We start from the raw sequence: 13,624 nt of genomic DNA, 5'->3' as shown, positions 1-13,624 counted from the left end.
CCGAGGGCCCAAAGTGCAAGATCGTGGGCGAGGAGCGAGGGGCGAGGGGGAGTCGGTCAGCGGGGGATGGGGTGGGGGGTGGGGGAGGCCATTGTGGTGGCGGCGCGGCGGGTACGGCGGGAGTTGTGCAGGGCGTCGACGGTGAAGACGATCAGCGCGGCCCAGACCAGGGCGAAGCCGGCCAGCCGGGCCGGCGGCATCGGCTCGTGGAAGATCAGCACGCCGAAGCCGAGCTGGAGGATCGGGGCGAGGTACTGGATCATGCCGAGATTGGTGAGCGGGAGCCGGTTCGCCGCCCCGGCGAAGAGCAGCAGCGGGATCGCGGTCGCCGCCCCGGCCGACACGAGCAGCAGGGTGTGCCCGACCGACACCTGCCCGAACGTGGCGTCGCCGCTGGCGCCGAGCCAACCCAGGTACGCCAGCGCGGGCAGCGCCAGCACCGCCGACTCGACGAAGAGCCCCTCTGCGGCGGGCAGCCCGAGCCGCTTCTTGGCCAGGCCGTACCCGGCGAAACTGAACGCCAGCACCAGCGCCAGGTACGGCAACCGACCGTAGTCGACGGCCAGCACGACCACCGCCAGGCCGCCGATGCCGAGCGCCGCCCACTGCGTGGCGCGCAGCCGTTCGTGCAGCACGGTGACGCCGAGCAGCATCACCACCAGCGGGTTGATGAAGTAGCCGAGGGCGGTCTCCACCACCCGGTCGGAGGTCACGCCGTAGATGTAGGCGCCCCAGTTGACCGCGATCAGCACGGCGGCGATGCCGATGCCGGCCAGCGCCCGGGGCCGGCGCAGCAGCGCCCGCAGGAAACCGATGTTGCGCATCGCACCCAGCAGCAGGGCGACGAACACCACTGACCAGACGATCCGGTGGGCCAGGATCTCCACCGACCCGGCCGGGCGCATCAGCTTCAGGTAGAGCGGGAAGAACCCCCAGAGCAGGTACGCGCCGATGCCGTAGAGGTAGCCGAGACGAAGTGGCGTCACGCCTCCACCGTAAGGGGCGAACAGCCACCCGGATCCTTGCCGGTGATCGGGCTCACCGGCTGCTCCCGCTGGTCGAGCTGCATCCAGCGGTGCGGATCGGTCAGCGGGGCGAACCCGAGCTTCGCATACACCTCGTGGGCGTCGGCGGTGGCCAGCAGGATCCGGCGTACGCCCAGGCCGGCGAGATGGTCGCGGACCGACCCGGCCAGCCAGGTGCCCAGCCCCCGACCACGCTCGGCGGGGTCGACGTAGACGTCGCAGAGCCAGGCGAAGGTGGCCCGGTCGGTGACCACCCGGGCGACCGCGACCTGCCGGCCGTCACCCGGGCGGTAGACGCCGAACGGCACCGACCCGGCGAACGCCCGCCCCACCGTCTCCCGGTCCCGCCCGATCGCCCAGTACGCGTCGGTGGAGAGCCAGTGGTGGACCAGGTCCAGGTCGATCCGGTCCGGGTCGGTGCTGAGCAGGTAGCCGTCGTCGCGGGTCAGGCAGGTCAGGGTGGACATGCCCGCGACGCTAGCCCGGCCCTCCGGCCCGATCAGCGACCAATTCCCACCCTCTGGTCGGCCCGCGTTCCGGGGCGGCCAGAGGGTGGGCCGTCCGGGTCAGTCCCGGTCCAGGACGGCTCCGAGGATCCAGGTGACGATGCCGACGAAGAGCGCGCCGAGCACCGCCTCCGGCCAGAAGCTCTCGACGTGGAAGGGCAGCCCGACCTGGTCGGCGATCCAGCTGGTGAAAAGGAACAGCAGCCCGTTGACCACCAGCGCGATCAGCCCGAGGGTCAGCAGGTAGAAGCCACAGCCGACGGTCTTGATGATCGGCTGGAGCACCGCGTTGACCACACCGAATATCACCGCGACGAGGACCAGCGTGATGACCGCCTCGCCGGCGGACGCCGTACCCAACGTGATGCCCGGGATGAGCAGCGTGGCCAGCCAGAAGGCCAGTGCCGTGCTGCCCAGCCGGATCAGCAGCCCTTTGAGGAAACCCATGGCGGGGATCGTGCCACGGACGGACCACCCGGGGAACCCACGAGACCGTCCGGGCCGCTTTCAGCGGCGGGACGGGCGGCCGATCAGCTGCGACTCGATCGGGGTGGGGGAGAGCAGCGCCCAGCGCAACGCCCGCCGGTTGACCACCGCCACCATGTCGTCCCGGATCCGGGTCAGCCACTCCGCCGAGCCACCGAGGCCCAGCGCGGCGCCCGCCACGGCGGCCTCGGTCGGGTCGAGCGGTTGCAGCACGGCCAGGTCGGCGCGGCCCAGCGCGTCGGTGTCGGCGGGAGTCAGCTCGTCGCGGACCAGCAGCGTGGTCCGCCACGGGGACCCCGGTTCCGTCTCGACGGGCGTGGGACCGGCGTCGACCACCACCAGCAGTGGGCGCAGCGGCGAACCCGGTTCGCCCACCGGGCGGCCGGGCGGGACCACCGGGATCATCGCGCCGGGGGTGCCGACGCCCCGGACGAACGGCTCCCACTCGCGCGGGCGGGCGGTCTGCACCACCACCCGGGCCCCGAGAGCCATGGCCCGCACCGCCACCAGCTGCGCCGTACGTACCCCGCCGACCAGCATCACCCGGGTGCCCTCCGGCCGGAACAGCCGGACGGTCACCGCGCCGCCGTGCCGGTTCGTGCCGACCATCAGCCCCGCCGCGCCGAGGGTCAGCTCCAGGCCGTCGGGCGCCGGGCCCGGACTCACCGCGCCCGCCGTCGCGAGCGGCAGCGTGCCGGCCAGCCCGTCGAGCTGCGCGCCGTCGAGGCGGTGCACCTCGCCGCCCACCTCGGCGACCAGCCGGCGTAGCGCCTGCGCCGCGATCGAGAGCTCCGCCGGGGTGGCGGCGGCCAGTCGTACGGCCAGCTCGGTCGGCGCCGACGCGGGGTCGGCGCCGACCCACGGCCCGACGCCGAGCGCGACCGTCGTCGCCGTCGCGGGCAGCGCGAGCAACCGGCCCACCAGGCGCCGACCGGCGTCGGTGTCCGCGTCGGGCCAGCGGCTCAGCCGGAAGGTGGTCTGGAGCAGGTCGCCCGCCCGGACCGCCTGCCAGGACTCCTGCGCGGGGTGGTCGTCGTGGTGGGCCAGCTCCGCCAGCACCCGCAGCGTCGCGTGCTCGCCCAACGGGCGGGCGGCGACGGGCCCGATCCGGCGGATGATCCGACGCACCGTCCCGGAGAGCGCCCGCCGCAGCTCTTCTGCCGTCCAGCCCTCGACGCGCAGCACCCGGACGGCGAGCACGACCCGTTCCCGGCCGGCGAGTCGCCCGTCGGTCAGCTGCCGGTACGAGGTGCCGACGGTGCCGCCACCCGCGCCGACAGTCGGCGCCGGTGAGCCCGTCAGCAGGAGCTGGAGCCGGACCGGGGGACCATCCGGCGCGGCGGCCGGCAGTAGCGACGCCGGGACCGGCAGCGCGCGGGGAGCATCGCCGAGCAGGTCGGCCGGGTCGCCGATCTCCAGCAGGGCGACCATGCCCGCGGCGTCGTCCAGCACGGCGGCCGGCGTACCGGCCAGTTCGGCGGGGCGGACGACCGCGCCCGGGTCGACCAGATCCAGCAGGGCCGCCGGGCCGGCGGCCGGGGGCAGGGCGCGGCGGCGCGTGGCGTAGCTGAGGCCGGTGGTCAGCCACTCGAAGAGCCACCGCCCCCGCAGCCGCACCCACGCCACGGGCAGCAGCAGCGCGGCCACCCCCACGGCGGCCAGGGTCGCCAGCACGCCGCCGCCGACGGCCGCGACCACAGCGGCCACCGCCACCTGCGTGGCGACGACCTGACCGGCCCGGACACCGGCGCCGCCCCGCCGAGCGGCCGGGATCCACTGTGGCGGCACGGCGATCCGGGGCGCCGGGGTGCCTGTTGCGCGGCCGGCGGGGCCGGTCGGGGCCGGCGCGAGGGCCGCGGCGGGTGGGCCGGGATCGTGGCCCGGGATCGGCCGGTGCGGGTCCGCCCCGGTGGTCACCGTCACCGCGCCTCCTCGACCGGTCACTCGCCGCGACATCGACGCCGCCCATCGTAAGGGGCGAGCCGGGTGGGATGGGGACCGTGGTCGTCCACAGGGGACCGCTCCGGGGTAGCAGAACCGCGACCGGGCCGCTACCGTCAGCGACGAGTTCTGCTGACCCCGCGCCCGCCGTGCTCGACATCCGGGCGGCGCGAGCGACACGCCCGACGAGTGGGCGCGCCGACGGCCAGCCACGACCGATGAGACGAGGTGACGTCCCGGGTGTCCCAGACCCAGGCAGAAGCAGCGGTGATGCAGCAGACCGCCGCGAAGTTCGAGCAGGTCGACCAGTCCCTGCAATCCATGCTGAGCAGCCTGATGGCCGAGTTGGAGGTGTTGCAGCAGGCCTGGCGCGGGGCGGGCGGGCGCTCGTTCGAGCAGGTGAAGCAGCAGTGGGCACAGGACCAGGCGGCGTTGCAGCGGGCGCTGCGGGAGACCGCCGGTGCCATCCGCTCGGCCGGCCAGCAGTACGACGTCTCGGACACCGAGGCCGCCAGCCGGGTGTCCACCACCAACCGCGGCGGCATCCAGCTGCCGCTCTGACCCGGTCTCGGGGGAGGAAACATCCGATGGACCACGGTGTACTGGTCGTCAACTTCGCTGCCCTGCAACAGGCGGGCGCGGACATCCAGAAGGCGCTGAACGCGCTCGACTCGCAGCTCGGGCAGCTCGAACGGGACGCCGCCCCGCTCGTGGCCAGCTGGTCCGGCGAGGCCCGACAGGCATACGAGCAGCGGCAGGGCCGCTGGCGTTCGGCCTCGCAGGACCTCCAGGCCATGCTGCGCGACATCAAGCTCGCGGTGAACGACTCCGCTACCGACTACCTCGACACGGAGAAGAAGAACGTCGGCCTGTTCCAGTGAGCCCCGCCCGGTGGTGGCGTCGACCTGACCGGTCGGCGCCACCACCGGCGTCCGGGCCGGGCCGCGAGCGGTGCGACCGGGCCAGGCGGCTCGACAGGCGGTGACCGGTCCGGTGACCGGCGGCCCGTCAGGCGGGAACCGGGTCGATGGGCGGCCCCTCAGGCGGGGATCGGGCCGGCAGCCGGTCAGGCGGGATCGGCCGGCTTCCAGCGGCGGCGGGCGCCGCCCGGCACGACGAGCGCCAACAACGCCGCCAGGGCCACCACCGCTCCGCTGACCCCCGCCACCAGCAGCGCCCGGTCCTGGGCCGTCGCCCGGCGGGCACGCTGCGCCACCAGGCCCGGATCGGCCCTGTCGTCGGCGAGCGCGGCAACCTGACGCGCCCGCTCCGGTGCCCCGCCCCCGGTCTCGGTGACCGCCCGGTACGGGTTGAGCACCCCCGCGCCGTACCCGCCACCCCGGCCGGCGCCCGGGGCCGGATCGGCGGTCGCCACGATCCGCTGCGTTACCTGCGCCGCGGTCAACTCCGGCCGGTACTGGCGCAGCAGCGCGGCGGTGGCCGCCACGAAGGGCGCCGCATAGCTGGTGCCCTCGGCCCGGTGGTGACCCTGACCGGGGGCGGCCATCAGCACGTCGCTGCCCGGGGCGACCAGGTCGACGTACGGGCCGGTCTGGGAGAACTGGGCACGAGCCCCGTCCGCCCCGATCGCGCCCACCCCGAGCACCCCGTCGTACGCGGCCGGGTAGGGCCGGGGATCGCCGGCGTCGTGCAGGTTTCCAGCGGCGGCCACCACGACCACGTCCCGGTCGACCGCGTAGCCGATCGCGGCCCGCACCGCCGGATCGTCCGCGTACAGGACGACGGAGAGGTTGAGGACGTCGGCGTCGTGGTCGACGGCCCAGCGGACGGCGCGGGCGAAGTCCTCGGCGCTGACCGTACGCCCCGACTCGCGTCCCTCGACCACCTGCTGCTCGCTGACCCGTACCGGCAGGATCCGGGTCCCCGGGGCCAGCCCACGGAACGCCACCCCGTCGCGGGGAGCGGCGGCGATGATGCTCGCCACACCGGTGCCGTGGCCGGCGCAGTCCCGGCTGCCGTCGCCGCCGGGGTCGAGCAGGTCGGTGCCGTCGAGCACCCGGCCGGCCAACTGCGGGTGCCGCCGGTCCACCCCCGAGTCGATCACCGCGACCGTCACGCCGGCCCCGGTGGCGAGTGGGGTCAGCCGTTCCGGGGCGTACCGCTGCTGGGGCCAGGGGGGTGCGGACACCGGCCGGACCGGGGCGAGGGGCGAGGCGCAGCCGGGAGCCGCGCGTACGAACGTCGACGCGGACGCGGACCGTCCGGCGGGGACCGGGCCGGGGGTGGGTTCGGCCGGATGGTCGGCGACCGCGGGGCCGGCCGGAACGGCGGTCAGCAACGCCGTCGTGAGAGCGGCGAGAAGTGGGCGCGCGGGGGACCGGGACATCGACCGCCTCCGTATCGTGTCGACTCCGGAACGGGATGTTAGCGCCTTCGGCGGCACCCGGCGCACCGCTGCCAGCCAGCGATTGTGATCTTGCCTTGACCTTGTAGGTTGTACGCGATACCTATGGCCTGTTCGCGGGAGAAGGGGGTGGCCGTGACCGAGTGGGAGCCGGCCACCGACGCCGAAGCGGCGATGCGGGACGCGCTGCGCGCCAACGACCAACAGCTCTACTTCCGCGTCCTGGCCCGGACCGAGCTGTTGCTGCCGATCTCCGCCGAGGCGCTCGCGGGGACGGCACCGGTGGGCTGGGGCACCTGGAGCACCGGTGGCCGCACCCACGTGCTGGCGTTCACCTCCAGCTCCGCCGTCCGCGCCTGCCTCGGCGAGAACGAGAGCGCCGTCCGGCGCATCACGTACACCGACCTGGCCGACGGCTGGCCCAACCACGAGTGGTGGCTGGCGGTGAACCCCGGCCTGCCCGTCGAGGGCTACCTGCCGGCCTGGTTCGTCGCCCAGCTCTCCCGGGGCGACGTCCGGCTGCCCGGCCGCACCATGGGGGCGCGGGCGCGGTTGGAGCGGGTGGAGACGGCCGCCAGGGCGCGGGCCCAGGCTGCCGGTCAGGACCTGCCGGGCGGGCCGGACACCGGGCCGACCACCGGCGTGGCCCGGTTTGACGGCACGCTCCGGCCCGAGCCCACGGCCGTGTCGTCCACCGGCCGTGCCTCCGCACCCGCCCGACCCGGGCTGCCGGCGGAGTCGTCCCGCACGTCCGTCACGCCGGCGTTCCCGCCGGGCCAGCCGGATCCGCGCAGCGGCGCTCCGACGGCTGGCGGCCCTGCGGGGTTCGACGCCGGGTCGGCACCCGACCGGCTTCCGCCGCCGCGTTCCGCGCCGCTGACCGAGCGACCGAGGGGCCTGCCGACGCCCGACGCCCAGCCCACGCCGTCGACCAACGGCCGCCCCGCCGGGGAGGCCCCGGAGCGGACGAACCGGTCGTTCTTCGAACCGGCGTCCGGTCGTGCGGCGGCCTATCGGCAGGAGGCGCTGCGCTCCGGCGAGCGGGCCGCTCCGCCGCCCCGCCTCGGGTCCGGCAGTCAGCCGTTCCCCCGCCGCCGGCCGCTCGTGGAACCAGTGCCGCAGGAGCCGACCCACCCGATCCCGAGCGCCCCGACCGGCGGGGAGCCGACTCGGGCTTTCGCGGTGTCCGACGCGGAACCGACCCGTGCGTTCGCGGTGTCCGACGCGGAGCCGACTCGGGCTTTCGCGGTGTCCGACGCGGAGCCGACTCGGGCTTTCGCGGTGTCCGACGGGGAATCGACCCGGGCGTTCGCGGTGCCCGGCGCGGAGGCCACCCAGGTGTTGCCGCCGCGTGGGCCCGACGAGGACGCCACCCGGGACCTTCGGGCCCGCGCCCCGGAGCCCGGGCCGTCACCAACGTACGGCGGGCGTCGACCGGAGCAGCCCGAGGACGCCACCCAGGCGCTGCCACACCAGCGGCCCACCCCCGAGCCGGTCGGTGCCGAACCGGTGGCGGACGCCTCGGGTGCGGAGCCGGTGTCCGCGCCTCCCGCCCCCCGGCGCGGATACACGCCGATCGTCATCGAGGGCACCGTCATAGAGTCGCGGGACCTCGCCGGGCCGCCCGCCGCCGAGCCCGGTTCGGCAGCCGACGAGACCGTCTCGCTGTTCGAGCCGGTCCGGCGTCGGCGGGAGTCGGTGGCCGCGTCGGCCGTCCCGGCCGATGTCGCGCCCGCGCCGGCCGCGCCCGGCGTCACGCCCGAGACCGGACACCCGACCGCGCCCGTCGACCCGGTGTGGCCCGGCGAGCCGGCGGCGACCGGAGAGGTGCCCGTTCCCGCCGATCCGGCGTGGTCCGGGGAGGAGCCCACCCTCGCCGACCCGGCGTGGTCCGGTGCCCCGATGGGGCAGCGGGAGCCGGCGAGCGTCGCCGTGCCCGGGGCCGCGCCGGCGCCGGATGGTGCGGCCCGGGAGGAGACCGCGCCAGCGGCGACGGCGTCGACCGATGCCGGCGACTCCGATGTCGAGCCGATCGCGCCGACGGAGGACCACGGGTCGGTCGCCGACGTACCGACGACGGAGGCCGAGATCGGGCGGGTCGTCGGGGACCTGTCGCCCGATGCCGGGCCGGCCGGCTTCCAGCCGGCCAACGAGGTCGAGGAGAATCTGCTGGATGCCGCCGGCGCCGGCAGCACCGACACCTTTCTGTCCACCCTGCTGCTGGCCCGCGTGCTGTTGCCGGTGGCGGCCGAATCCGCGCCGGGCAGCCGGCCCGGCGAGCCCGGCTTCGTCTGGCGTACGGAGGAACTGGACGGCGAGACGTTCGTCGTGGTGCACACCTCGCCGGAGCGGCTCGCCGACCACACCGACGCGACGGTCGAGACCATCGAGGTCAGGTTCGTCCAGCTGATCCGTCGCTGGCCGGACGAGTGCTGGTCGTTCGCGGTCAACCCGGGCACTCCGGTCGGGGCGAAGCTGCCCGGCGAGCAGATCGTCGGGCTGGCCAACTGGGCGGCCGAGGTGGGGCTCGGTGACGACGCCGAGACCGAGCTGCCCGCCGCCGAGGAACCGGTCAGCCGCCCCCGCTACGACCCACCCGCGCCCGACCCCGCACGGCCGACCGTGATGCAGAAGGCGGTCGCCCCCAGCCAGCTCGCGTACTACCTGGAACGGGGCTACGACCGGGTCTCCGGCTTCGTGCACCGGGCCGGCGAGCTGGCCCACCTCACCAGCCCGGCCGAGCTGCACGACGCGCTCGGCCTGGGCTACCCGGACTCCCCCTTCGCACGCGACGCCGGGGACATCTACGTGCTGCGCTGGCCGGCACACCGGCCCAGCCTCTACCGGATCCCGTACGGCGGGCAGAACGAGGCCGCCATGCGGGCCATGGAGGGCTGGGTCATCGAGCGCCCGCCGTTCCGGGGCAACGGGTTCGCGCCGGGTGAGAGCAGCGACGTGGTGGCGGAGTTCAAGGTGGACAGCGCCCGGCTGCCGCACGGCGCGCAGCTGTGGCGGATCGGCGCGGACGGCACCGAGCGGGTGGTCGCCATTCTCGACACGGACGCGCTGCGGTGGCGACAGGTCGGTGAGCAGTGACGCGCGACGGCTACGTGGCCCGCTGGCAGGGCCGGGAATACCAGGCGAGCCCGGACGGCGACGACGTCCGGCTCTACCAGCCGGAGGCGGGCGAGGGCTTCGAGGAGGTCCGTCCCGGCCGGTACGTCCGGGTGCTGCCGGCCACCGAGGTCGACGACCTGGCGTACGTGCGGACCACCTGCACCTGGCAGGGGCAGCCGTTCATCGTTCTCGGCGAGCACGACGGCTGGCTTCGGGTGGAGTACACCGGCGGGCGCTGGCCGGTGGCCCGGGCGATGGGGCTGGAGGTTTTCGACTTCGGCGTCTACCAGGGCTGGGCGCCCGCCGCCGAGGTGGCCGACCTGCGCGAGCAGCGGGTCTGAGTCAGGACTTCGCCCAGCGCAGGATCTCGCCCAGCACCACGTCGCCGGCCTCCACGTGCGGGAAGTGCCCGATGCCGTCCAGGAGCCGCCACTCGTAGGGCGCCACCACGTACCGGCCGGAGCCCTGGGCGGTACGCGGCAGGGATGCCTCGTCCAGCGCGCCGTGCAACTGGAGGGTGGGCGTGATGAGCGGCTTCTGCATCAGCCGGACGAAGCGGTAGCCGTGCAGGCGGAGCACCGAGCGGAACGCCCAGCGGTAGCCCTCCAGGGCGCAGAACGCCGCCTGCGGGATGAGCATGGCCTCCCGGCACCGCTGCGCGTACGCCTCGAAGCCCGGACCGCCGATCCAGCGCGGCCCGCCCCAGCGGCGCAGCATCTCGTCGACGGCCGCCGCGTCGTCGCGGGTCAGCACGTGCTCGTAGCGGGGCAGCTGGAACTTCAGGGTGGGCGTGGCGGCGGCGAACTGGCCGCGCGGATCGGCGAAGATGGCGGCCCGGAGCCGGAGCGGGTGGGGAGCGCCGAGCACCACCAGCCGGCGGACCAGCGACGGGTGGAACGACGCCACCGTCCACGCGATCATGCCGCCGATGCCGGTGCCCACCACGGTGGCGGACCGTTCGCCGAGGCCCCGGATCAGCCCGGCGACGTCGGCGGCGAGCGTGTAGCCGTCGTACCCCCGGGGCGGTTTGTCGCTGGCGCCGTAGCCGCGCAGGTCGACCGCGACGGCCCGGAAACCGGCGTCGGCGACCGCCGGCAGCATCTCGTGCCAGGCCCACCAGTGCTCCGGGAAGCCGTGCAGGAAGAGCACCATCGGGCCGGTGCCGGCCTCCACGACGTGGAAGCGGCTGCCGTTGGCGCCGACGAACCGGTGCGTCCACGGCCCCTCGGTGAGGACGCAGGACTCGTCGACGGGCCCGCCACGCTGCTCGGTCATGGCAGACAGCCTAGGACCCCGACGCCGGCCGGTTCCGCGGCCGACCTGTGGGGTGGCCGGGACCGCTCGCGGCGGGGAGTTCGACGCCCGCCCAGCCGACCGTGTCGATCTTCATGATGCCGACGCCGGTGACCGGCCGGCGAAACGGGCGATGCCCGGGCAGGTGACCTGCCCGGGCATCGCGTGGTGCTGGTGGTGCGGGATCAGTGGATCAGGAGATACGGATCTTGGTGTTGAGGCCGTTCTTCTCCAGAACCTTGATCTTGGTGCCGGTGGCCGGGAGCTTGACGCCGTGGTTCGGCAGCTCCGGGAACCAGTACTGCTGGGTGTCGTCGAACAGCGGCTGCGCGGCCTGGCCACGGATGTACTGCGGCTGGCTGTTGAGGTGCAGCGTGAACGAGTCGGCCTTCTTCAGACCGAACGGCGCGTCGTAGACCTGGACGCGGGACCGCCAGGGCTGGCCGGTCAGGTTGTAGATCGGCCGCGGGTGCGCGTCGATGATCATGTTGCGACCCTCACCCGGGTGCGCGAACGTGTCGTTGTCCGCCCAGCGGGTGTTCCAGTAGGAGATCAGCAGACCCTCCTGGTACGCGTAGTTGTCCACGTAGTCCGGGCGGGTGTTCGAGTAGCCGAAGAAGTACGGGCCGGTCTTCAGGTACTTGTCGTACGAGATGTACTGCCGGGTGCCCGCGATGTAGTAGTTGTCGTACGCCTTGGTGTAGCTCGCCGCGGCGGTCTCGAAGCCACCGGCGAGCGTCCAGCCCGCGGCGCCGGACTCGGCGCCGTCGGAGAGGACGGTCTGACCGTCGGCGGTCACGGTGATCGCGTCACCGTAGAAGCCACCGTCGGAGACACCGCCGTCGGTCTGGTAGCGGAGCCGGAACTGCGCGACCTTGCCCGCCGCCACGTCCATCGGGATGGCGACGTCGACCCACTGGCCGTTGCTGCTGCCGTCCAGCGCGAAGCGGCCGGCCGAGATCTCCTTGAGCGGCTGGCCGTTGGCCGTGCCGGGCAGGGTGACCCAGGACTGCCCGCCGTCCAGCGAGGCCTCGAAGAACAGGTAGTCGTAGTCGGCCTCGATGTTGTAGCGGCCCTTCATCGACAGCGCCGCCGACGACTTCCCGGTGAAGTCCAGCGTCCGGGTCATCGTGCTGTTGAGGTCGTCCTTGTTGCCGGAGAAGAACTGCTTGGTGCCCTCGAACGGCGCACCGTGGTCGAACGTGTAGTCCCGCTGGGGGAGCACCACGACGACGCCCTGGGCCTCGTCGGTGTTGTATTCCTGCGGGCCGAGGGTCATGGTGCGCTTCTGCCCCGCGACGACCACCTCGTAGTCGAGCCAGCCGAGCTGGAGCTTGTTCCACGCGCCCAGGTCGCCACCACGGTCGCCGATGCCGGCGTCGTTCTTGGCGCCGAGCCGGCTCTGGGCCATCAGGGTCCAGTGCTCGTTGTTGTTGTCCCCACCACTGGTGACGTTGTAGTCGTCCGGCAGCCCGAGGTCGTGGGCGTACTCGTGGTAGAAGACGCTCCGGCCACCGTTCTCCGGCTGGATCGTGTAGTCACCGATCCAGAGGCCGGTGTTGCCGATCTGGGTGCCGCCGAGCGGGTTGCCGACCGGGCCGGTCGAGCCCTGGTCGGACGCGTAGGCGTACCAGCGGTGGCTCCAGATGGCGTCCTCGCCCTGGTGCGGGTCACCGTCGGCCTCGTCGCCACCGGAGTGGACGATCTGGAAGTGGTCGATGTAGCCGTCCGGCTCGTTGAAGTTGCCGTCCGAGTCGTGGTCGTACCGGTCCCACTGGTCCATCGCCGAGAGGTCGGCGGCGATCTGGGCGTCGGTGCGGCCGGCGGCCTTCTGGTCGACGACCCACTTGTTGGCGGCGTCGCGGACCAGCGCCCAGGTGTTGGTGCAGACGTTCGAGCCGCACGGGTAGCCGCCGGAGCGGCCGTAGCGGGCCTCGTTGTACTGGACCTTCACCCAGTCGGTGACGGTGCCGTCGACGCTGTAGCGACCCGAGGACTGGGCCTCGAAGTACTGCTTCACCGACTCGTCGCCCGGGTTGGTGCCGAAGTAGAGCTTGCGGAAGTAGTCGGCGTTGTAGTCCGCCTGCCACACGGTGGAGTTGTCCACTGCCCGGTTGGGCTGGGGGATCTCGTTGTGCAGCGGCCCGTCGAACCGGGTCGGACCCGCGGTGTTCGGGTTGGTGTCCTGGTCCGGGTAGCTCGGGTGCCGATCGTTGCCGAATTCGGCCAGGATGACGAAGATCCGGTCGGTCTTCTCCCGGGAGAGCTCGACGTACTGGTCCTGGGTCTGGCTGGCGGCGTTGGCCCGGGTCGAGCGGGCGGCAGCCCCCTCGGCCTGGGTCTTGCCGACCTTGACGACCGTGCTGCCGTTGACATTCTGCGGCTTGGACCGGCCGGAAAGGACGTCGCTCAGGCCCTCCTGGCGCAGGGCGCGACGCTTCTCCTCCAGCGGGTTCGGCAGGTCGTGGTCGGGGGCTGGCTCGGCGACCGACGGAGCGGCCGTCGGCAGCTTCGGCTGCGGCGCGGCGCTGGCGGACGTGCTGACCGCCAGTCCCATCGCCGTCAGCGAAAGCCCGAGCAGACCCACTGCGACTTTGCGCACGTGGTACCTCCGGTGTGAGGGAACCGGCCCAACGGGGGTACGGGCCGGGTGAGCAGTCCCACTAGTGGGACCAATGGTGAACATAGACACTCGTGTGACCGGTGGGAAGACGCATACGTCGATTTGTTGCAAAGTTTTGTTGGGAACGTTTTTCACCGTCACATCCTGGCCGTTCATCAGCCGCCGTGAGCAGCGCGAACGGCCCCCCTTGGGAAGGAAGAGACGGTTTTCGATAGGACTGATCAGGTACGCGAAAAGTGGGGCCGGTGGCGTCACCGCCACCGGCCCC

General features: G+C 73.6%; 10 protein-coding genes and 1 pseudogene. 4 read left to right on the top strand and 7 right to left on the bottom strand.

Annotated features, from left to right (window positions below):
- Positions 1-56: 56 nt before the first annotated feature.
- From rarD to eccE, 4 genes and pseudogenes are all read right to left on the bottom strand, one after another.
- Positions 57-986 (bottom strand): EamA family transporter RarD, encoded by a 930-nt coding sequence (gene rarD, locus GA0070608_RS07860; protein ID WP_091624198.1) that lies wholly within the window; start codon positions 984-986, stop codon positions 57-59.
- Positions 983-1,483: a GNAT family N-acetyltransferase gene (locus GA0070608_RS07855; RefSeq protein ID WP_091634588.1), complete on the bottom strand. Its 501-nt coding sequence runs from the start codon at positions 1,481-1,483 to the stop codon at positions 983-985. Before GA0070608_RS07855 ends, rarD begins: the two co-directional genes overlap by 4 nt.
- Positions 1,484-1,591: 108 nt before the next feature.
- Positions 1,592-1,978, bottom strand: coding sequence for a phage holin family protein (locus GA0070608_RS07850; RefSeq protein WP_091624194.1), 387 nt, complete (start codon positions 1,976-1,978; stop codon positions 1,592-1,594).
- 60 nt (positions 1,979-2,038) lie between these two features.
- Positions 2,039-3,891: pseudogene (eccE, locus tag GA0070608_RS07845) on the bottom strand (type VII secretion protein EccE).
- Positions 3,892-4,198: 307 nt separating this feature from the next.
- Between eccE and GA0070608_RS07840 the strand changes: the two are divergent.
- Together GA0070608_RS07840 and GA0070608_RS07835 are read left to right on the top strand one after the other, a co-directional pair.
- On the top strand, positions 4,199-4,519 hold the full coding sequence (locus GA0070608_RS07840; protein ID WP_091634585.1) for a WXG100 family type VII secretion target: 321 nt from the start codon (positions 4,199-4,201) through the stop codon (positions 4,517-4,519).
- 26 nt (positions 4,520-4,545) lie between these two features.
- The gene (locus GA0070608_RS07835; protein ID WP_091624187.1) at positions 4,546-4,839 is read left to right on the top strand and encodes a WXG100 family type VII secretion target; all 294 of its coding nucleotides are present in this window, start codon (positions 4,546-4,548) and stop codon (positions 4,837-4,839) included.
- A 185-nt stretch (positions 4,840-5,024) separates the two neighbouring features.
- On the opposite strand, the gene mycP is transcribed toward GA0070608_RS07835, so the two are convergent.
- Positions 5,025-6,305 (bottom strand): type VII secretion-associated serine protease mycosin, encoded by a 1,281-nt coding sequence (gene mycP, locus GA0070608_RS07830; RefSeq protein ID WP_091624182.1) that lies wholly within the window; start codon positions 6,303-6,305, stop codon positions 5,025-5,027.
- A 153-nt stretch (positions 6,306-6,458) separates the two neighbouring features.
- Here mycP and GA0070608_RS07825 point away from each other — a divergent pair, with 153 nt between their 5' ends.
- Positions 6,459-9,419, top strand: coding sequence for an SseB family protein (locus GA0070608_RS07825; protein WP_141719424.1), 2,961 nt, complete (start codon positions 6,459-6,461; stop codon positions 9,417-9,419).
- A complete protein-coding gene (locus GA0070608_RS07820; protein ID WP_091624178.1) occupies positions 9,416-9,781 on the top strand; it encodes a hypothetical protein in 366 nt (121 codons plus the stop codon). The genes GA0070608_RS07825 and GA0070608_RS07820 overlap by 4 nt, the downstream gene beginning before the upstream one ends.
- Before the next feature lies 1 nt (position 9,782).
- On the opposite strand, the gene GA0070608_RS07815 is transcribed toward GA0070608_RS07820, so the two are convergent.
- Positions 9,783-10,715 (bottom strand): alpha/beta fold hydrolase, encoded by a 933-nt coding sequence (locus GA0070608_RS07815; protein WP_091624175.1) that lies wholly within the window; start codon positions 10,713-10,715, stop codon positions 9,783-9,785.
- A 211-nt stretch (positions 10,716-10,926) separates the two neighbouring features.
- Positions 10,927-13,320 carry an immune inhibitor A domain-containing protein gene (locus GA0070608_RS07810; protein WP_091624172.1) on the bottom strand — a complete coding sequence of 798 codons (2,394 nt, stop codon included), beginning with the start codon at positions 13,318-13,320 and terminating at the stop codon, positions 10,927-10,929.
- Between the last annotated feature and the right edge of the window lie 304 nt (positions 13,321-13,624).

The organism is Micromonospora peucetia (genome assembly GCF_900091625.1).
GTDB lineage: Bacteria > Actinomycetota > Actinomycetes > Mycobacteriales > Micromonosporaceae > Micromonospora > Micromonospora peucetia.
This window is presented reverse-complemented; position numbering and strand designations above follow the sequence as displayed.